Source organism: Hydrogenophaga sp. (assembly GCF_048549895.1).
Lineage (GTDB): Bacteria > Pseudomonadota > Gammaproteobacteria > Burkholderiales > Burkholderiaceae_C > Hydrogenophaga.
This window is the reverse complement of sequence record NZ_JBLYYB010000206.1, coordinates 1-18,479: the sequence shown is the minus strand read 5'-3', so window position 1 is coordinate 18,479 and position 18,479 is coordinate 1. Positions and strand designations below refer to the sequence as shown.

The 18,479-nt window shown below is 69.2% G+C and carries 18 protein-coding genes and 1 pseudogene; 4 read left to right on the top strand and 15 right to left on the bottom strand.

The features are described 5' to 3' along the window. From ACN4F8_RS19615 to ACN4F8_RS19555, 13 genes and pseudogenes are all read right to left on the bottom strand, one after another. Window positions 1–646, bottom strand: a 646-nt coding sequence (locus ACN4F8_RS19615) for a beta-ketoacyl synthase chain length factor (protein WP_419475111.1), incomplete at its 3' end; no start/stop codon positions are given. Beyond that, the gene (locus tag ACN4F8_RS19610; protein ID WP_419475110.1) at window positions 643–1,845 is read right to left on the bottom strand and encodes a beta-ketoacyl-[acyl-carrier-protein] synthase family protein; all 1,203 of its coding nucleotides are present in this window, start codon (window positions 1,843–1,845) and stop codon (window positions 643–645) included. The genes ACN4F8_RS19615 and ACN4F8_RS19610, both read right to left, overlap by 4 nt. After that, window positions 1,842–2,642: a methyltransferase domain-containing protein gene (locus ACN4F8_RS19605; protein ID WP_419475109.1), complete on the bottom strand. Its 801-nt coding sequence runs from the start codon at window positions 2,640–2,642 to the stop codon at window positions 1,842–1,844. The genes ACN4F8_RS19610 and ACN4F8_RS19605 overlap by 4 nt, the downstream gene beginning before the upstream one ends. Then, window positions 2,639–3,439 carry a polysaccharide deacetylase family protein gene (locus ACN4F8_RS19600; RefSeq protein WP_419475108.1) on the bottom strand — a complete coding sequence of 267 codons (801 nt, stop codon included), beginning with the start codon at window positions 3,437–3,439 and terminating at the stop codon, window positions 2,639–2,641. Before ACN4F8_RS19600 ends, ACN4F8_RS19605 begins: the two co-directional genes overlap by 4 nt. 1 nt (window position 3,440) lies before the next feature. Next, window positions 3,441–4,085 (bottom strand): alpha/beta hydrolase, encoded by a 645-nt coding sequence (locus ACN4F8_RS19595; protein WP_419475107.1) that lies wholly within the window; start codon window positions 4,083–4,085, stop codon window positions 3,441–3,443. Then, window positions 4,082–6,421, bottom strand: a complete 2,340-nt coding sequence (locus ACN4F8_RS19590; RefSeq protein ID WP_419475106.1) for an MMPL family transporter — start codon at window positions 6,419–6,421, stop codon at window positions 4,082–4,084. The genes ACN4F8_RS19595 and ACN4F8_RS19590 overlap by 4 nt, the downstream gene beginning before the upstream one ends. Beyond that, window positions 6,418–6,987, bottom strand: coding sequence for a LolA family protein (locus ACN4F8_RS19585; RefSeq protein WP_419475105.1), 570 nt, complete (start codon window positions 6,985–6,987; stop codon window positions 6,418–6,420). The genes ACN4F8_RS19590 and ACN4F8_RS19585 overlap by 4 nt, the downstream gene beginning before the upstream one ends. Beyond that, window positions 6,984–7,889, bottom strand: a complete 906-nt coding sequence (locus ACN4F8_RS19580; protein ID WP_419475104.1) for an acyl-CoA synthetase — start codon at window positions 7,887–7,889, stop codon at window positions 6,984–6,986. The genes ACN4F8_RS19585 and ACN4F8_RS19580 overlap by 4 nt, the downstream gene beginning before the upstream one ends. Then, window positions 7,886–9,527, bottom strand: a pseudogene (locus tag ACN4F8_RS19575) (AMP-binding protein). The gene ACN4F8_RS19580 and the pseudogene ACN4F8_RS19575 overlap by 4 nt, the downstream one beginning before the upstream one ends. Next, the gene (locus tag ACN4F8_RS19570) at window positions 9,524–10,186 is read right to left on the bottom strand and encodes a hypothetical protein (RefSeq protein WP_419475103.1); all 663 of its coding nucleotides are present in this window, start codon (window positions 10,184–10,186) and stop codon (window positions 9,524–9,526) included. The pseudogene ACN4F8_RS19575 and the gene ACN4F8_RS19570 overlap by 4 nt, the downstream one beginning before the upstream one ends. A 13-nt stretch (window positions 10,187–10,199) precedes the next feature. Continuing rightward, the gene (locus ACN4F8_RS19565) at window positions 10,200–10,493 is read right to left on the bottom strand and encodes a phosphopantetheine-binding protein (protein ID WP_419475102.1); all 294 of its coding nucleotides are present in this window, start codon (window positions 10,491–10,493) and stop codon (window positions 10,200–10,202) included. Between the two features lie 24 nt (window positions 10,494–10,517). Beyond that, complete coding sequence (locus ACN4F8_RS19560; RefSeq protein ID WP_419475101.1) at window positions 10,518–11,780, bottom strand: beta-ketoacyl-[acyl-carrier-protein] synthase family protein; 1,263 nt, start codon at window positions 11,778–11,780, stop codon at window positions 10,518–10,520. Between the two features lie 3 nt (window positions 11,781–11,783). After that, window positions 11,784–12,023 (bottom strand): acyl carrier protein, encoded by a 240-nt coding sequence (locus ACN4F8_RS19555; RefSeq protein ID WP_419475100.1) that lies wholly within the window; start codon window positions 12,021–12,023, stop codon window positions 11,784–11,786. 251 nt (window positions 12,024–12,274) lie between these two features. Here ACN4F8_RS19555 and ACN4F8_RS19550 point away from each other — a divergent pair, with 251 nt between their 5' ends. Continuing rightward, window positions 12,275–12,949 carry a phosphatase PAP2 family protein gene (locus ACN4F8_RS19550; protein ID WP_419475099.1) on the top strand — a complete coding sequence of 225 codons (675 nt, stop codon included), beginning with the start codon at window positions 12,275–12,277 and terminating at the stop codon, window positions 12,947–12,949. A gap of 62 nt (window positions 12,950–13,011) precedes the next feature. Further along, window positions 13,012–13,977: a GSU2403 family nucleotidyltransferase fold protein gene (locus ACN4F8_RS19545; RefSeq protein WP_419475098.1), complete on the top strand. Its 966-nt coding sequence runs from the start codon at window positions 13,012–13,014 to the stop codon at window positions 13,975–13,977. A 38-nt stretch (window positions 13,978–14,015) separates the two neighbouring features. Here the strand turns inward: ACN4F8_RS19545 and ACN4F8_RS19540 are convergent, their stop codons facing one another. Together ACN4F8_RS19540 and ACN4F8_RS19535 are read right to left on the bottom strand one after the other, a co-directional pair. Beyond that, window positions 14,016–14,936, bottom strand: a complete 921-nt coding sequence (locus tag ACN4F8_RS19540; protein ID WP_419475097.1) for a LysR family transcriptional regulator — start codon at window positions 14,934–14,936, stop codon at window positions 14,016–14,018. Between the two features lie 63 nt (window positions 14,937–14,999). After that, window positions 15,000–16,190: a CaiB/BaiF CoA transferase family protein gene (locus ACN4F8_RS19535; RefSeq protein WP_419475096.1), complete on the bottom strand. Its 1,191-nt coding sequence runs from the start codon at window positions 16,188–16,190 to the stop codon at window positions 15,000–15,002. Between the two features lie 248 nt (window positions 16,191–16,438). On the opposite strand from ACN4F8_RS19535, the gene ACN4F8_RS19530 reads away from it, so the two are divergent. Further along, window positions 16,439–18,169, top strand: coding sequence for a ShlB/FhaC/HecB family hemolysin secretion/activation protein (locus tag ACN4F8_RS19530; RefSeq protein ID WP_419475095.1), 1,731 nt, complete (start codon window positions 16,439–16,441; stop codon window positions 18,167–18,169). Window positions 18,170–18,206: 37 nt separating this feature from the next. Further along, a partial coding sequence (locus ACN4F8_RS19525) for an ESPR domain-containing protein (RefSeq protein WP_419475094.1) occupies window positions 18,207–18,479 on the top strand: 273 nt, incomplete at its 3' end.

The window sequence follows — 18,479 nt, the reverse complement described above, 5'->3', positions numbered from 1 at the left end:
GCAGTGGCAGCGCAGGCGCTGCGGTGGTCTGCACGGTGATGCGCGCGAGCGCTTGCGGGGTGTGCCCGGGCTCCCGCCGCAGCGCCACGCCCGCGCAGTCGGACATCGTGCGTTTGGCGAGCAGGGGCTCGGGGTATTCGCTGTCGTAGGCGAGCAGCAGCGTGGCCTGCTGGTCCAGCACCACCTGGCCCAGCGCGTCGATGAGGCCGGCGCCAAAGCTGCCATCAAAGGCACACATGACCTGGCACGGCGCCATCGATTTGGTGGCGATGCCCCAGTACCCGGCGGGCGCGTTGTGCACCGAGTTGTGAAAGCGCGTGGGCGAGACGTGTCGGTCGTCGGTGGCGAGCTGTTCGCACAGCGCGTGGCAGTTGTGGCCGTCGGAGCCCGACGACGTGAACACGGTGGCCAGGGTGGACACGTCGGCACCGGCCGCGGCTTCCAGGCCGATGCCCAGCGTGAGTTTGATGACGCGGCTGGCGCGGCGGCGCTCGGCCGGCGGCAGGATCGATGGCGCGGGCAGCACCGACGGTGCCGACACCCAGGGCACTTCGCCGCGCAGCACGGCGCGGGCGCTTGGCCAGTCGGGCAGGCCGGGGGCGATCAGGCCGATGCCGGTGATCCAGGCGGTGAGCGGTGCGCTCATGACCTGCGACCCAGAACAAGGCTGCAATTGCTGCCACCAAAACCAAACGAGTTGGTGAGCGCGTGGCGCAGCGTGGCGGGCGCGCCGCGCAGTTGGTAGTTCATCTGCAGCGCGGGGTCGAGCGCGCGGGTGCCGGGGCTGCCGGGTATGAGGCCGTCGACCAGCGCGATCGCGCACAACACGGCCTCCACCGCGCCGGCCGCGCCCAGCGTGTGGCCGGTGGCGCCCTTGGTGGACGAACACGGCACGCCCTCGCCGAACACGGCCACCACGGCCTTGCCTTCGGCGCTGTCGTTGGCGGGTGTGGCGGTGCCGTGCAGGTTGATGTAGTGGATGTCGCCGGCGCTCAGAGATGCCGAGCGCAGCGCGGCCTGCATGGCCATTTGTGCGCCCAGGCCCTCGGGGTGCGGCGCGGACATGTGGTACGCGTCGCTGGACTCGCCCGCACCGAGCAGCCACACGGCGTCAGCGGACAAGGACGTGGTGTCGGTGTCCGCACGCTCCAGCAGCGCATACGCCGCTCCCTCGCCGATGGAGATGCCGTTGCGCCCCGCGTCACAAGGCCGGCAGGGGTCGCTGGAGGTGAGTTCCAGCGAAGCGAAGCCGTAGAGCGTGGTGAGGCAGAGCGAGTCGACACCGCCCACCAGCGCCGCGTCGATGGTGCCCAGCTCCAGCTGGCGCGCGGCGGCCGCAAACACCTTGGCGCTGGACGAGCACGCGGTGGAAATGGTGGTGGCCATGCCGGTGATGCCGAGGTGTTTGCGCAGCAGCTCGGCCAGGGCGTAAGGGTTGTGCGTGGTCGCGTAGTTGAAGGCGTCGGGCAGCGCGCCGGTGGACGCGTCGCGTTCGCGGTAGGCCAGCTCGGTCTGCAAAATGCCCGAGGTGCTGGTGCCCATGAACACGCCCACACGGCCCGCGCCATGGCGCGCCACGGCGGCGCGCACGCGGTCTTCAAACCCGTCGGCCCGCAGCGCGAGCAGGGCCAGGCGGTGGTTGCGGCACTCGAACGCGGCCAGGGCGGCGGGCAGCGGGTACGCGTCCACCCCGGGCACCTCGCCCACCCAGGTCGGCAGGTCCACGGTCTCGAAGGTGCAAGGCTGCAGGCCGCTGCGGTCTTCGCGCAGGGCCGTTCGGTGGGCGTCGAGCCCCACACCCAGGCAGGTGGTGGCGGTGTAGGCGGAGAGCAGCAGGGGCTTCACGTCGGGGTGCTCAAAACGGGGTCGCGCATTGTCTCAAATGCTGGCACATCCCCCGGCTTCGCGCCGTGCGGCACCCGACACACCAGCATCACGTTGGCAAAGGGTTTGCGCCCGCTCATGGGCTCGGTCTCCACCACAAACCCCAGGCGCTGCAGCTCGGCCACCCAGTCGGCCAGCGTGCGGCAGTACAGGCGCGGCAGGCGGTGGCCGCGCGTGTACGTCACCAGGCGGTCGACACCGTTGCAGATGCGGTAGGTGAGGCCGGCACCGGCATCGCCCACGCGGGTGAGGAACACGCCACCCGGCGGCAGCGCCTGGCGGATGCGCGCGAGCACGGTGCGTTGTTGCTCGTGGCTGAAGTAGTGCAGCGCGTCCAGGATCAGGATGGCGTCGGGCTGGCCGAAGTCCACCGTGTTCATGTCGCCCTGCTCCACCCGCACCACCGGGTGTTGTGGGCCGAAGGCGCGCGCGGCGCGGTCCACGTCGCGCTGCATCAGCTCCACACCGCGCAGTTGCCGTGGCAGCGGCGGCGGTGCCCAGCCAGCGGGCCACTGGCCTTGGTCGTGCAGCCGGCGCGCGGCGAGCAACCAGGCGAACAGGCTGCCCTGGCCACAACCGAGGTCGAGGTAACACCCACCCTCGGGCCCGCCTTCGGGCAGCAGACCCCGGCGCAGCATCTCGTGAAAGATGGTGTCGTAACCGAGCTTGCCGCGCGCGTAGTGGTAGGCGAAACGGCCGCTGGGTCGGAAGGTCTGGCTGGCTTCGTGCACCAGCCGTTGAATGGAATGACGACTCATGGTGACAGGGCTTGTGTCAGCGTGACGGGTTGCAGGTGGCGCTCGTTGATGGTCTGCAGCAGCCGTGGCAGCACGGCGAGGATCACCGGTTCACCGGCCAGTGTGCGCGCGGCGTGGCCGTCGTGCATGAGCACGATGTCGCCTGCGCCGAGGTGGCGGGTGAGCCGTTGCAGCACGCGCTCGGGGTCGCCGGTGCGGGTATCAAAGGCACGGCGCGACCAGGTGGCGAGCTGCAGGCCCAGGCCGTGCAGCACCGGGTCGAGAAAGGGGTTGCGCAGGCCGGCGGTGGCGCGAAAGAAGCGCGGCGCTTCGCCGGTGATGTCGGCCAGCAGGGCCTGTGCGCGTGCGATGTCGCGCCGCATGGCGCCGGGGCCGAGCAGCGAGAACGCGTTGCTGTGCACAAAGCCGTGGTTCTCCACGCGGTGGCCGCGCTGCACGATGGCGCGGCACAGCGCGGGGTGCTGCTCTGCGATGCGGCCAATGCAGAAAAAACTGGCCTTGATGTTCGCGGCGTCGAGCACATCGAGCACACGCGGCGTCACCTCGGGATCGGGTCCGTCGTCGATGGTGAGCGCGATCTCGCGCCGCTGCGCCGAGGCCTCGGGCAGGCGGGTGAGGTTGGGGCCGAGCAGGTGCGAGCTGGGCCACAGCCCGGCACCAGCCAGCAAGGCGTGGTTGGCCACCAGCGCCCCGGCCGCCCAGGGCCAGGCGGCGGGCACGGCGAGCGTGCCCAACACCGCCGCGCCGTGCACGGCGGCGCTGGCGCTCAAAAAAGGAGACGGGGTCCAGCGCGCCATGTCAGTGGACAAAGTGGCCGGCATCGAGGAAACGCGCCCACAGCGGCGACCAGGCCGACCAGTCGTGCCCACCGGCCACGGTGTGGCGCGACGCGGTGGGGAAGCGCTCGGCCACGCGCTGGATGCGGTCGGCAAACCGGTCTTCCGTGCCGTGGCCGATGAACACCGGCAACCCGGGCGGCGGGCGCTGCAGCCACCGCCAAACGCGCAGCTCGGGATCTTGCAGGTCGGCTTCGGTGGCTTGCCACGCGTCAGCGCCACCGGCGCGCTCCACCACGTTCACGCTCGGGCGGCTGCCCGGGTACGGCGCGAGCAGGCACAGGCCGTCGGCCACGCCGGGGCGCGCGGCCAGGTGGGCCATGGCGACCAGACCCCCGAGCGAAATGCCGCCGAGCCACACACGCGCACCGCGCTCGCGCGCCGGGGTGAGCACGCTGCTCTGCAGCGCGTCCCAGGTGTGCACCGCGTCCAGGCCGAGGCCACCGATATCGACCGCCAGCAGGTCCAGCGGCAGGCCGCGGTGCGCGATGGCCTGGGCAAAGCCGGCGTCGAACATCGCCTCGGGTGCCATCGCCGCGCCGGGCAGCATCACGATCAGGTGCGGTGCACCGCTCAGCGTGCCCACGGTGCGCAGCGCGGTCGTCACGGTGCGGGCTTTCGCGCGGCAAACGCCGCAGACAACACCAGCGCGAGCACCGCGCCCGGGCCCACGGTGACGCCGATGGCCTGCAGCACCGGCACCGACGAGAAGGCCAGCACGCCGAAGCCGATGGCGGTGGTGGCACTGGCCACCCCGATGGACAGCAGGGTCTCGTCGTCCAGCGTTTCGCCGAGCGAGATGCGGTCGAAGAACAGCGCGTAGTTGGAGCCCACCGCCACGGTGAGCAACACACCCACGAGGTGCAGCAGGTGCAGGCGCACACCGCTGAAGTGCAAGCCGGCCACCACCACCATGACCGCCATCACCAGCGGCAGCATCACGCCCAGCAGCCGCCCGGGGCTGCGCAGCACGAAGCCCAGCGCCACCACGATGGCGAGAAAGCCCAGCAGCGACAACACAATGGCCTCGTCGATGTACTCGCCGTAGAGCGTGTCGAACTCGCCCTTGAGGTCGATGAAGATCGCACCGCTGCCGGTCAGCGCGGCGCGCACGGCGTCCACCGGGATGTCGGCACCCGCCGCGCCAGGCGCCGGGCGCAGCGGCAGCAGCACGCTCCAGCCGCTGGCGCGTTGCAGCAGCAGCGCGTCTACCGCCAGGCCCAGGCCGGTGCCGTCCAGGTCTTGCCGCGTGAGGTTGCGCGAGCCGCGCGCGGCCTGCACGTCGTCCACAAACGGTTGCAAACGGTCGGCCGACAGGGGGGCGTCCACCAGCGCCTCGCGCAGCCGCGCGGCGAGCGCGTCGGGCGGCGGCAGGCTGGCGCGGCGCGCGTTCTGCGTGGCCTCGCTCGGCAGAAAACGCGCCGGGGTGTCGAAGCCGCCAATGAGTCCCTGGTCCACCAGCGGGCGCAGCTGCGCGCCCGCGCGCTCGGCGGCCTGCAGGGCGCTCTCGCGGTCGGACGCGGTGATCACCGCCATGTAGCGCGCATCGGGCGCACCGAGGTCACCGCGCAGGCGCGCGTCGAGCTCACCTTCGGCCTCGGTCACGGTGGAGAGCGCCGACAGGTTGGGATACCACAGGTCGTTGCGGTGCTGGGCCAGGTACACGCCGGCCACCAGCACCAGCGCCAGCAGGGGCCAGCGCAGCACACCGGCGTGCGCCACCAGCGGGCGTAAAACGCGGCCCTGGCGCGCGCCATCGGTCAAGTGCACGCCGGGGCCCGCGAGGTGCGGCAACACATAGCGCGTGACCAGTGCGGCCGTGATCACGCCGCTGATGGCGTACAGACCGAGCTGGGCCAGACCGGGGAAGCCCGAGAACAGCAGCGCGCCAAAGCCCAGCACCGAGGTGAGCACGCCCAGGCGGATGGTGGGCCAGTACTGCTCGCGCCACGAGCTGGCGCCCATGCGCCCGGACTGCACGAAGTAATAAATGGCGTAGTCGACCGCTTCACCAATCAGCGCGGCGCCAAAGCCCACGGTGATGCCGAACACGGTGCCGTGCACCAGGCCCACGGTGACGATGGCGGCCAGCGTGCCGCTGAGCACCGGCACCAGCGTGAGCAACAGCAGGCGCGCACGGCGGTACACAAAACCCAGCAGCACCGCGAGGATCACGGTGCTCATGACCGACAGGCGCGTCACCTCTTGCTGGATGGTGGCGCGCGCGCGCACCGCAAACAGCCCGGGGCCCGACATCTCCATCGTCAAGCCCGTCAGGCCCGGCTGCTGCACGGCCCGGGCAAAACCCTCGCGGATCCGGTCGATGGCGGCGGACTGGCCGTCGGTGTCGGAGCCCAGCGCGTGCGTCTGCACCAGCAGCATGGCGCGCTCGCCGTCGCGCGAGGCCCAGACGCCTTCAACCTCGTTGGGCTGCACCCCGCCGCCCAGGCTGGACACCAGCTCGACCAGCTCACCCGTGGGGTCGCGCGCGAGGTAGGGCTTGAACAACAAGCCGGCCGACGAGCTGAGCAGGTCGATGCTGTTGTTCACCGCGCTCTTCAAACCGTCCACGCTGAAGCGCTCGGGTGTCACCGCGGTGCTCAGCAGGTAGCGGTGCGCCAGCAGAAAGTCGCGCGTGGTGTCCATCGCTTCGGCTTCACCGTTCTGCACCGTGGCAAACGCCGCGTTGCCCGCCAGCGAAGCGCGCAGCGCGCGCGAGGCCTCGGCGCGCTGACCCGCATCGCCACCGGCGATGGCCACCATGAGCAGGCGCGACACCGCCCCTTCGCGCAGCTGGTCGACCATCACCGCTTGTTCGGCGGTGGGTTTGGAGGGCAGGAAGAAAGACACGTCGGCCGAGAAGCGCGTGTTCAACAGCAGCACCACACCGAGTGCCATCGCCACCAACCAGATCAGCAGCGCACGCCACACACCACGGCTCATGGAGTACGCACCGGCTCGATCGTCATCTCCGTGCGGTCGCCGTCGGCCTGCAGGTACTCAATCACCAGCACCTGCTCGCGCACACCGCTGAGCGTGATGCGCTGCAGCAGCGAGGCGATGCGTTGTTCGGTCGGCACCAGGGTCAGCACCCAGGCGTCTTTGTGGCCGGCGAGCAGCAGTGTGTAGTTGCGCTCCAGCGACGCGCGGTTGCCCTGCAGCGTGCTGCGGATGCTCTCCACAAAAGCCGCCACCTCGGGCCGCTGGCTGAGCTGGATCTGCATCTTGCGGCGGTCGCGCTCCAGGCTCAGCGTGTCCTTGTCGAGCACCATGGTCTCGGCCTTGGGCGTGAGCGTGCGTTTCTCCAGCCGGTCGGGCGCGGTGTAGGTCATCTCGCCGGTGGCCACCAGCGGCTTGTCGAGCAGGGCCAGGTGGCGTTTCTCGACGAACGTGGCCCGCCCGCCCGGGTTGCTGGCCAGCTCGGTCATGAGCTGGCCGATGTCGAACGCGGCGTGGGCCAACACGCTGAAGCTGCCGAGCACGAGGCCCGTGAGAAGTCGTCGGATCATGTGCGGTGCCAGAAATCGAAAAAATTGAACCAGTTGTACGGGGCTCGGCGGCACAGCTCGCCGAGCCGGTCGGCGTAGGCCTGCATGGCCTGCGCCATCGCGGCTTCGCGGTTGCTGCGGTCGGTGGTGGAGAAGTCGGCCAGCAGCTCGAAGTGCAGTTCGTAGCGGTTGCCACCCAGGTACACGCCCGACATGAAAAACACCGGCCGGCGCAGCATGGCCGCCATGCGCCAGGGCCCGAGCGGAAACCGCGCTGGTGCGCCGAGGAACATGCATTCTGCCGTGGCGTCGTTCGCGAGCGACCGGTCGGCCAACATACCCACCAGAAAGCCCGCGTCGAGCTTGTCGCGCGCGCGCAGCATCGAGTCGGGGTGGCCCAGCGCCACCACGTCCTGCTGGGCTCGCGGGTTGATGGCGTGCAGGATGGCGTTGATCTTGCGCGCGTTGTCTTCGAACATGAGCATGGCCACCGGCGTGCGCGCGTGCTGGTGGGCCATGGCGCGCAACACCTCGAAACTGCCGAGGTGCGCGCCCACCAGAAAGGCCCCGGGCTGGCGATCCAGCGCCTGCTGCACCGCGTCGTGCCCGGTGATGCGGATGTTGAACAAATCGAAGCGGTCGTTGAGCAGGTAGATGCGGTCGTGCACGGTGCTCGCAAAGGTCAACACGTGGCGGTAACCGTCGCGCCAGGTGGGCGCGCGGCCCAGCGCACGCGTGAGGTAAGCGCGCCCGGTGCGCCGCGCCTTGGGCGAGAACAACACGAAGTACAGCGCGATGCCGCGCAACACCAGCCGCCCGACCGGGCGCCCCAGGCGCAGCGAAATCCACACCATCAAACGCAGCAGGCCCAGGTGGCTGCGCTCCTTCTGCTGCATCCAGTCGGGCGTGGGGCCGCCCGTCATGGCGCTGGCGGCACGAGGCTGCCTGTGGCCACCTCGACGCCCTCGCAGCTCACGCTGACGGCCACGGTGCCGCGCGGTGTGGTCTGCAGGGCGAAGCGCAAGGTCTGGCCCGGGCCGACCGGCACAAAAAACTTGGCCTGCGCGACCTGCCAACCGCCCCGGCCCGCCTCACCGCGCATCTGCGCTGCGAACAGCAGCGCCTGGTCCAGCAGCACCACGCCGGGCACGATGGGGCGGCCCGGAAAATGGCCGGCGAAGGCCGGGTGGTCGGGCGGCACGGCCCAGACGAACTCAGCCGTGTCCATGCACCACTTTCTCGGCGTACAGCGCCTGCAGTGCCTGACGCGTGAGCTTGCCGGTGGTGTTGCGCGGCAGCGCGTCGACCAGCACCAGCGGGCGCGGCAGAAAGATCGCGTCCAGCCGCTGGCGCAGGCCGGCCATGATCTCGCGCGCATCGCTGGAGGGCGCGACCACAAAGGCGGCCAGGCGCGTCACGCCATCGGCGGCGTCCGCGTCGTCGGGCAGGAAAAAGGCGGCGTCCACCACACCGGGCAAGGCGCCGATCTGGTGGTTGAGGTAAGCCAGCGAGGTGCGTTTGCCCGCGATGTTCACCAGGTCGGCGTGGCGGCCGTGCAGCAAAAACGTGCCGTCGGCGCAGGACTCGATCACATCGGCCAGCGGCACCCGGCCTTCCACATGGCCGCCGCTGGCCCAAGTGGTGTCACCAACATGCTCGAGCCGCACCGCGTGCAGCGGGTGCCAGGCCGCGCCGTCGAGCGTGCGCCGGCTGGCCAGCGCGGACGATTCGGTGGAGCCGTAGATCTCGTGCACCGGCGCGCCGCAGCGTGCTTCGGCGCGGCGCGCGAGGTCGGGGCTGAGCGGCGCGGTGGCCGAGAGCACCAGATCCAGCGGCGGCACCGGCAGCTCCGACCCAAGCAGGGCGGAGAGGTGGAACGGTGTGGTCACCAGCATGCGCGGGCGCGGCACGGCTTGCAGCGCGGCCACGATGTCCTGCGGGTAAAACGGCTTGGCGGCGGCGAACTGGCAGCCTCCGTGCAGCGCCACGAGCAAGGTGGACTCGAAGCCGTAGCTGTGCTGCGTGGGCACGGTGCCGACGATGGACATCGGGCGCTGCAGCAGGCCCAGCGCCGCCGCTTCGGCGCGGCCGTTGAGCACCAGCTTGCCCCAGGTCTTGCGGTGCGGCTGCGGCAGACCGGTGGAGCCCGAGGTGAACAGGATGGCCACGGTCTGCGCGTCGTCGATCTGCGGCATGGCGTGCACGGCGGGGCGGCTCAACGCGGCGAGGTCGGGAAACAACGTGCCGCTCAGGCCCGGCCACTCCACGGGCTTGTCGGCCAGCCAGTGGGTGCCGGGGTGGTCGGCGGCGAGGCGCTGCAAGGTCTCGGGCGACTGCGACGAGGGCTGAAGGCTGACCTTGCCGGCGAGCAGCCCGGCCACGAAGCCGACCGCGAAGTGGTAACGGTCCTCGCACAGGTTGAGCTGCCAGCCGCCAGCGGGCAACTGCGCGGCGAGCGCGTGTGCGTCGGCCAGGAAGTCGCGCACGCTCACCGGGCCGCTGGCGCGCCAGGCGAACGTGTCGTCGAGCCCACGGTCGCTGATCAGCGGCGACGTGCTCATCGTGCTGTGGGGCCCGCGCTGCGCTGCGCCGATTCGCGCCGGTAAGCCCGCACGACGTCGGCCAGGCCGGGGCGTTCGTGCGGCGGCAGCACACACAGGCGCCACGCGTGTTCCACCACGAACATCACAGCGATCAGCGGCCCGGTGAGCACGTTGGCGTGCACCGACCACACGGCCGCGGGCGCCCAGATGAACAGCCCGGTGGAGACGAGTGCGTTGACGAAGAAGAACAGCGTCCAGGCCAGCGTGACGTTGCGCGTGTAGCGCACCTTGCGTTCGGACAACTCGTGGGCAAAGATGCGCCGCGCCATGCGGGTGATGAGGGCATCGCCCGGGCCGAGCAACGACTTGCCGAACAACACGCCCAGCGCCACGTGGATGCCCAGGTGCTGCAGGTAATAGAGCAGCGGCACGTTGTGGCGCAACTGCGGCCAGAGCCAGGCCACCAGCGCCACCAAGGCCAGCACACCGGGCACACGCACGGCCCACTGCGGCCAGCGCCACAAGGCCATGAGCGCGGCCACGGCGATCGGCAACACGGCCACCACGGCGTTGAGGTCGGCGTTGCCCCAGCCGGTGCTGCCCACGTGGGCGGCCACCACCCAGGCCGCCATGAGCAGCAGCACACCGAGGTTGCGCAGCACCGAGAGGGCGGTCATGCGGTCGGGCTTTTCACTGCGTGCGCTGGCTGGCGATGTGGACTGAGAGGGCGCGCGGCGTCGAGAAGATCTTCTCGTTGTCTTCGTTGTCCGAGCGCATCTGGAAACCGTAGCGCTTGGAGATCACGAGCGAGATTTCCAGCATGTCGATGGAGTCCAGCCCCATGCCGTCGCCGTACAGCGGGCCGTCGGGGTCCACATCGGCCAGGGTCAGTTCCATGTTGAGCGCTTCAATGATCAGGGCGACCACCTCGGGCCAGAGGGCTTCGACGGTGGCGGGGGAGGCAGAAGAAGAAGGTTCGGTCATGGGGTTCATTCGAGGCGTCGGGGTTCAGCGCGGCGGTGCGCGCAGGGCCAGCACGGCGTTGCTGCCGCCGAAGGCAAACGAGTTGGACAGGGCCGCCTGCAACGGTACCCGGCGCCGGCCCTGGAGGATGTGGTCGACCCCTTCGCAGGCGGGGTCGATGCGCCCGGCGAGGTGGGCCGTGGGCGGCACGGCCTGCTCGCGCAGGGCCAGGGCAGTCACCACCGCCTCGATGGCGCCCGAGGCGCCCAGCAGGTGGCCGTGCATGGATTTGGTGGCGCTCACGGGCAGGCGGCTGGCACTGTTGCCAAACACCTCGCGCAGCGCTGCGATCTCCACCGGGTCGCCCTCGGCGGTGGCGGTGCCGTGGGCGTTCACGTAGCCAATGTCCGATGGTGCCAGGCCCCCGTCGGCCAGCGCGGCGCGCAGCGCGCGCACCTGCCCCGCGCTGCTCGGGCGCACGAGGTGGCTGCGGTCGCAGCTGGCACCGAAGCCCACGATTTCGCCGTGGATGGTGGCGCCGCGGGCCAGCGCGTGGTCCCAGGCTTCCAGCACCAGCGCGGCACCGCCTTCGCCCAGCACCAGGCCCGCGCGGTCGGCCGCGAACGGCCGGCAGGCCGAAGGCGCGGTCTGTGCGTCGCCCGACGCCATGACACGCATGGCTTCCCACGCGCGCACCACGCCGTACGACTGGCAGACATCGGAGCCGCCGGTGAGCATCACGTCGGCGTCGCCGCTGCGCACGCGCCGGAACGCCTCGCCAATCGCGATGCCCGACGACGCGCAAGCGGCGGTGTGGCTGCTGCTCACGCCGCCCAGGCCGAGCTGGATGGAGATGTGTGCGTTGACCGCGTTGTTCATGCCCTGCACCACCGACAGCGGCGACAGGCGCTCGCGCCCTTTCTGCCACATCTCGCGGCTGCCGCGCTCGTGCGCCGACAGGCCGCCCAGCGCGGTGCCCCAGATGCAGCCCCAGGTGTCGCGCTCTGCGGCGTCGGCGGCCTCGGGCTGGCGCGGCAGGCCCGCGTGGGCCCAGGCCTGGAAGGCTGCGGCGGTGCCGAGTTGCGCGAAGCGCTCCATCATCATGGCCAGCGGTTTGCCCAGCACCACCTCGGGCTCGAAGCCCTGGCAGCTCACAAACGGTGTGGACAGCGGACGCGGCAGATCGTCGGTGAGCAGGTGGCGCACGCCCGACTCGCCAGCGAGCAGGCGTTCGAAAAAATCACCCAGGTCCCCGCCCCAGGGGCTGATCAGACCGATGCCGGTGATGGCTACACGGCGCGCCTGCATGGCTCAGTCGGTCTTCAGGGGAATCAGTGCGTCGATGGCCACCTGCATGTCGGCCACCGTGCGCGGCGGCGCCAGGTCGGACGGGATCTCGATACCGAAACGGTCTTCGGCTTCAAACATCAGCTCGGCCAGCATCAGCGAGTCCACGCCCAGGTCGGCCAGCAAGGCCTCGGGCTGGATCTGGTGGGGCTCAACGCCCAGTCGCTCGGTCAGAAAGTTGCGGATCAGTTCGGCGGAGTTCATGGGAGGAAGACAACAGGAAGACCGGCACGCAAGGACCTGGGCTCAGGCCACGACACGGGAAAAAACACAGGGGAGCTGCTCCGAAGCGAGGACCATATTGTTGTTCTGGGTGGCCTTGGGCAGCCATGCGCCGCTGCCGGGGTCGCAGGGCCGCGAATTATACAAAGTACCCGACAGCACCTTGGGGACATTTCACACGTTTGACGTACAGTCGGCCGGCGCTGCCACCGGTCGCCAATTCCACCTCGCCCATGACACCACCCACCGATCGCGCCTGGCCCCGCCGCCTGCTCTCCCGCTTCACCGCGCTCTGGTATCTCAAGGCCTTCGGCACCATGGCCTTCATGGTGCTGTTCTTCCAGACCTACTTCTGGGTGCAGCACCACCCGCTGCGCGAGCCCTTCATGATGCCCACGCTCGCCATCGACGACTGGGTGCCCTTCACCCCGGCGGGCTTTGCGGCCTATGTGTCGCTCTGGGTCTACGTGTCGCTGCCCGCGGCCCTCATGCCCAACCTGCGCACGCTCATCGTGCAGGGCCTCTGGACAGCGGCGCTGTGCAGTTTCTGTCTGCTGCTGTTCTGGGTGTACCCCACGCAAACGCCGGTGCAGGACATCGACTGGTCGCAGCACCCGCAACTGGCCTTCATGAAAAGCGTGGACGCCGCGGGCAACGCCTGCCCCTCGCTGCACGTGGCCTCCGCCGTGTACGCGGCTTTCTGGCTGCACCGCATCCTGGCGCAGATCGGCGCGCCCGCGCTGCTGCGCTGGCTCAGCGTGCTGCAGTGCGCCGTGATCGTGTGGTCCACCCTGGCGATCCGCCAGCATGTGTTTCTGGATGTGGTGGCGGGTGCGCTGGTGGGGGCGGTGTTTGCGTGGTTGTCGTTGCGCGGGGTGCCGCAAAGCGCGAGGTCACAAATGCCTTGACCGTGATTGCTTCGCACAAGAAAATCAACTTTCTTGAAAAACTTGTGCGAAACAATCACACCGTGGATTTCATCCCCCTCACCGAAGACCAGCTGCGACAGACCATCGACGCCGAATCCAGCTTCAGCGCAATGGAGCAGGCACGCCGGGCGGCCAGCGAAGTGCGGGGGTCCATGTTCTGGCGCGAGGACCGCGGCCGCACCTACCTGGTGCGCGCCAACACCGCCGCGCGACAGACCCGCCTGGGCCTGCGCACACCCGACACCGAGGCCATGCACGCGCGATTCACCGAACGCAAGCACCAGCTGGAAAGCCGACTTGCAGACCTGAAAGACACCGTTGCGCGCCACGAGCGCCTGAACCGCGCGCTGCGTGTGGGTCGCTGCCCGGCCATCCTGGTGGCCGTCCTGCAGCGGTTCGAGCACTACGGGCTCTCGCCCCACCTGCTCACGGTGGGCACCCATGCGCTCTATGCGTTCGAGGCCGCGGCGGGTGTGCGCATTGCGCCTCAGGCCCTGGCCACGCAAGACGTGGACGTGTTGTTCGATACCCGCCAGCGGGTGACCTTCTTTTCTCGGCTGGAGGAAGCGGACATGTCGTTCATCGACATCCTGCGCAAAGCCGACAAGACCTTTGAGATTCGGCCTGATCAGTTGCAGACCGCCGTGAACGCGCAGGGCTTCGAAGTGGACGTGATCCGCCGCGACGCCAAAGACGAAGACCCGCACCCGCTTCGAATGAGCCACAAGGACGAAGATCTTTGGGCCGTGCAGGTGAGCAGTGGCTCGCGCATGCTGAGCGCGGAGCGATTCTCTCAGGTGGTGGTGGCCAGCAATGGCGCGATGGCCCGCATGAACACGGTGTCACCGGCTGCGTTCGTCAAGCTCAAACGCACGCTGTCCACCAGCCGCACGCGAGACCCGCTCAAGAAGTCGAAAGATGCCTTGCAGGCAGACATCGTCCAGCACTTGATGGACGAATTCATGATCGGTGCGCGCGTCCCACCGCCAATCGCGCCGTCGACCTGACGGAGCCTTGCCATCCCTGTCGGGTGACCCGCGCAACTTCAGTTCTTCCAGAATGCTGGCCGCGCGTACTCGTGTTTGAGGAAATCGATCCACAGGCGCACGCGCAGCGCCAGGTGTTTGCGCTGCGGGAACAGCGCGAAGATGCCGTTGGGTGGCGCGGCGAAGTCGTCGAGCACGCTGACCAATCGGCCGGCCGCGATGTCGGCCTCCACCTCCCAGGTGCTGCGCCAGGCGATGCCGTAACCGGCCAGACACCATTCGTGCAACACCTGGCCATCGGTGCAGTCCAGCGGGCCGCCGGGGCGCAGGTGGGTGATGGTGGTCTCGCCGGCTTCGCCCGGCACGGCAAACGCCCAGCCGCGGGTTTGTGAGGCGTCGCTGGAGAGCGTGAGGCAGTCAAAGCGCACCAGGTCGGCCGGGGTTTGTGGCTTGCCGTGGTGCTGCAGATAACGCGGCGTGGCCACGCAGAGGCGGCGGTTTTCGGCCAGGCGCACGCTCACCAGCGAGGAGTCGGGCAGGTCGCCCACACGCACCGCGCAGTCGTAGCCTTCACCGGCCACGTCGACCACGCGGTCGCTCAGGTTGAGCGAGATCGTCACTTCGGGATGCAGCTCGCGAAAGTGCGGCACCAGCGGCGCCACGTGGCGGCGGCCAAAACCAGCCGGTGCGGTGATGCGCAGGTGCCCGCTGGCCTTCACACCGCCGGCACTCACGCTGGCTTCGGCGTTGGCCAGGTCGGTGAGCAGGCGGTGGCAGTCTTCGAGGAAGGCGCTGCCTTCGTGGGTGAGGGTGATGCGCCGCGTGGTGCGCACCATGAGCTTCACGCCGAGCCGGGCTTCGAGCGCGTCCAGCCGGCGGCCGATGATGGCCGGGGCCACCCCTTCGGCTTTGGCGGCGGCGGTCAGGCTGCCGCGCGTGGCGACCGATGCGTAGGTTTCGAGTTGTTTGAGTTTGTCCACCGGGGCAGATTACCCCACGACTCGTTATGAATCAATCACGAAAACGCCTGAATTGATGACTTCTCAGGCAGCTTTCGTCACGATCTGGCTCAGGCGGGCGGCTTCGTCGCCCGAATACCCCAGCTCGGCCAGCAGCTCGGCGCTGTGTTCGCCCAACTGGGGCGGGCTGTGGCGCACGCCCAGGCGCTCGCCATCGAGCGCGAGCGGCAGCAGCACGGTCTGCGCGGTCTGGCCGGCGCGCAGACCGTCGGGCAGGGTGATGGGCGCGAGGCCACCAGTGGCCAGCAAGTGCGGGTCGTCCAGCAACTCATGGGGTTGGGTGATGGGTGCGAACGGCAGGCCGTGGCGCTCGAACAGCGCCGCCAGTTCGGCCGCACTGTGCTCGGCCAGGCGCGCGCGCAGTTGCGGGACGAGCCAGTCGCGTGCGCGCACGCGGCCGTTGTTGGTGTGCAGTCGCTCGTCGGCCTCAAAGTCGGTCAGGGCCATGGCCTGGCAGAAGATGGCCCATTGCGTGTCGCTCACCACGGCCAGAAAAATCTGCTCGCCGTCCTTCACGCGGAACACGTCGTAGATGCCCCAGGGCGAGATGCGCTCGGGCATGGGCGCAGCAGGTTTGCCGGTCACGGCGAACTGCATCATGTGCTGCGCCACGAGGAAGATGTTGTTCTCGAACAGCGCGCTCTGCACCTCGCCACCCACACCGGTTTTTTCGCGTGCGCTCAGCGCGGCCATGACACCGATGGCACCGAACAGGCCACCCATGATGTCGTTCACCGACGAGCCTGCACGCAGCGGATCGCCGGGGCGCCCGGTCATGTAGGCCAGGCCGCCCATCATCTGCACCACCTCGTCGAGTGCGGTGCGGTGGTCGTATGGCCCAGGCAGAAAACCCTTGTGGCTCACGTGGATCAGGCGCGGGTTCAGCGTCTTGAGGCTCTGGTAATCCAGGCCCAGTTTCTTCATGGTCTCGGGCTTGAAGTTTTCGCTCACCACGTCGGCGGTGGCGATCAGCTTGAGCACGGCCTCCTTGCCGTCGGGCGTTTGCAGATCCAGCACCAGGCTTTTCTTGTTGCGGTTGAACAGCGGGTAGAAGCCCGCGCCCGCACCCAGCAGGCGGCGCGTGTTGTCGCCCGCAGGCGGCTCCACCTTGATGACCTCGGCACCCAGATCGGCCAGCACCATGCCGCAGGTGGGTCCCATGACCATGTGGGTGAATTCGACAACGCGCAGGCCTTCAAAGGGGAGGTGGGTCATGGTGTGGTGCAGGAGATACCGCGCTCGGGTGGGTCAGCCCGGCCGGGTGTGAGGCCGAAGCCAGCATTTTGTCAGCCTGCGTGGCTACCTTGAACGTGCGTGCCGGCTGGCTACTTTTTCACGCCTTTCCTCCCCTGTTCGACCTCTCTTCGACCCGAATACAACACTTAGGTATTCATATACGAAAGCTCTCGCCAGAATGCGCGGTGTTTCGAATTGATCACCCAAAAGTATTCAGGCGAGGAAAAATGAACCGCAGACAGGCCCCCGGGCCGTGCCACCGCATGGCCATGGTGACGCTGCTCATGGTCGCCTTGTGGTCTTGGCCCGCAGCGGGCCAGACTGCCCGCGACACAACGCAAAGCGCCGCCGAGCAGCGCCGCGCCGAGGAACGCGACGCATGGCTGCGCGAGCAAGCCGTCCCCGAACGCGAAGCCAGGGTGGACACCCCCGAGGCCAAGCCCATACCGCGTTTGCCACCGGAAGAGTCGCCCTGCTTCGTGATCGAGCAAATCGAGTTGCGTGGCGAAGCAGCCAGCCAGTTCGCCTGGGTGCTGGACGCACTCACCGCCCCTGATGGTCTGGACGGCCCGTTGCGCCGCTGCCTGGGTGCAGCGGGTGTGGGTGTGCTGGTTCAGCGCGCGCAGCAAGCGGTGGTTGCACGCGGCTTCGTCACCAGCCGGGTGATGGTGGAGCCACAAGACCTGAAGCAAGGCCACCTGGTGCTCGCCGTGGTGCCAGGGCGCATCCGGCAGGTGCGTTTTGCGAAGCCTGCGCAGCGTCATGCATCCGTCCGCCTGGCCCTGCCGACCCAACCGGGCGACCTGCTCAACCTGCGCGACATCGAGCAGGCGCTGGAGAACTTCAAGCGCGTGCCCGGCGTTGAGATCGACATCCAGATCGTGCCGGCCAACGAACCCGGCCTGAGCGACCTGGTGATCGACTGGACCCCTGGCCAGCCCGTGCGGGTGCAGCTCGGTGTGGACGACGGCGGCTCGCGCAGCACGGGGCGCTACCAGGGCAGCGCCACGCTGAGCCTGGACAACCCGCTCAACCTCAACGATCTGTTTTACGTGGGCCTGCAAGACAGCCTGGGCGGCGGCGACCCCGGCGCGCGGGGCACCAGCGGCAGCTCGTGGCACTACTCGCTGCCCTGGGGCCGGGCTTTGCTGGCGGTCGATGTCAGCCGGCACCGCTACCACCAGACCGTGGCAGGCGACGCGCTGGACTACACCTACCGCGGCACCACCGGCTCGCAAGAAGTCACGCTCTCATACCTGGCGCACCGCAACGCCACGAGCAAAACCACGCTGCACGTCAAGGCGTTCGCGCGGCAGTCGCGCAATTTCATCGACGACACCGAGGTGGAAGTGCAGCGCCGCCGCGTGGGCGGCTGGCAACTGGGCGTGGGCCACCGCGCCTACGTGGGACCGGGCACGCTGGACCTGAACCTGAGTTACCGGCGCGGCACCGGCGCCTTCGGTTCGTTGCGCGCGCCCGAAGAAGCCTTTGGCGAAGGCACATCGCGCTTTGCCATCGTGCAGGCCAACGCCCAGTGGCAATGGCCTTTCAAGCTCGGCGCGCAGCCCTGGCAGGTCAGCGGCCAGTGGCGCGCCCAGACCCACCGCACACCGCTGGCGCCGCAAGAGCGCTTCGCCATCGGTGGGCGCCACACCGTGCGCGGGTTCGACGGTGAATCCAGCCTGAGCGCTGACAGCGGCTGGTTCTGGCGCAACGAACTCGCGACCCCTCTGGGCGAGAGCGGCGCATCGGTCTTCGCCGGGCTGGACCACGGCCAGGTGCGCGGCCCCAGCGCGCAGCGACTCGTGGGCACACGGCTGACCGGTGCGGTGGTCGGTCTGCGCGGCAGCGCTGGTGGCGTGCAGGGCGAACTGTTTGCCGGCTGGCCACTGCGCAGGCCTGACGGATTCCGCACCGCCAACGCCACGCTGGGCTTCTGGCTCGCCACGGGCTTCTGAGCCCACCGCCACCCACAACAACTCCCAGGGAATCTCCATGAACCGCAACCACCACCGCATTGTCTTCAACGCCGCGCGCGGGCAGCTGATGGCTGTGAGCGAAACCGCGTCTTCGCACACCAGCCCGTCAGCCAGTGGAGCAGGCCCGGCCAGCGCCACAGGTTCGCAGCGCTTGCGCACCCTGCTGCTGGCCGCTGGCTGCGCGCTGCTGTGGCCCGCCCAGGCCCAGATCGCCGCCGACCCCGCAGCCCCGGGCTCCCAGCGCCCCACCGTGCTCAACGCGGCCAACGGCGTGCCGCTGGTCAACATC

Bases quoted from the DNA above. Each gene is read 5' to 3' on its own strand.
- ACN4F8_RS19555 (WP_419475100.1), bottom strand. From the start codon at position 12,023: ATGAACTCCGCCGAACTGATCCGCAACTTTCTGACCGAGCGACTGGGC.
- ACN4F8_RS19535 (WP_419475096.1), bottom strand. From the start codon at position 16,190: ATGACCCACCTCCCCTTTGAAGGCCTGCGCGTTGTCGAATTCACCCAC.
- ACN4F8_RS19565 (WP_419475102.1), bottom strand. From the start codon at position 10,493: ATGACCGAACCTTCTTCTTCTGCCTCCCCCGCCACCGTCGAAGCCCTC.
- ACN4F8_RS19605 (WP_419475109.1), bottom strand. From the start codon at position 2,642: ATGAGTCGTCATTCCATTCAACGGCTGGTGCACGAAGCCAGCCAGACC.
- ACN4F8_RS19550 (WP_419475099.1), top strand. From the start codon at position 12,275: ATGACACCACCCACCGATCGCGCCTGGCCCCGCCGCCTGCTCTCCCGC.
- ACN4F8_RS19590 (WP_419475106.1), bottom strand. From the start codon at position 6,421: ATGAGCCGTGGTGTGTGGCGTGCGCTGCTGATCTGGTTGGTGGCGATG.
- ACN4F8_RS19530 (WP_419475095.1), top strand. From the start codon at position 16,439: ATGAACCGCAGACAGGCCCCCGGGCCGTGCCACCGCATGGCCATGGTG.
- ACN4F8_RS19600 (WP_419475108.1), bottom strand. From the start codon at position 3,439: ATGGCGCGCTGGACCCCGTCTCCTTTTTTGAGCGCCAGCGCCGCCGTG.
- ACN4F8_RS19585 (WP_419475105.1), bottom strand. From the start codon at position 6,987: ATGATCCGACGACTTCTCACGGGCCTCGTGCTCGGCAGCTTCAGCGTG.
- ACN4F8_RS19560 (WP_419475101.1), bottom strand. From the start codon at position 11,780: ATGCAGGCGCGCCGTGTAGCCATCACCGGCATCGGTCTGATCAGCCCC.
- ACN4F8_RS19570 (WP_419475103.1), bottom strand. From the start codon at position 10,186: ATGACCGCCCTCTCGGTGCTGCGCAACCTCGGTGTGCTGCTGCTCATG.
- ACN4F8_RS19580 (WP_419475104.1), bottom strand. From the start codon at position 7,889: ATGACGGGCGGCCCCACGCCCGACTGGATGCAGCAGAAGGAGCGCAGC.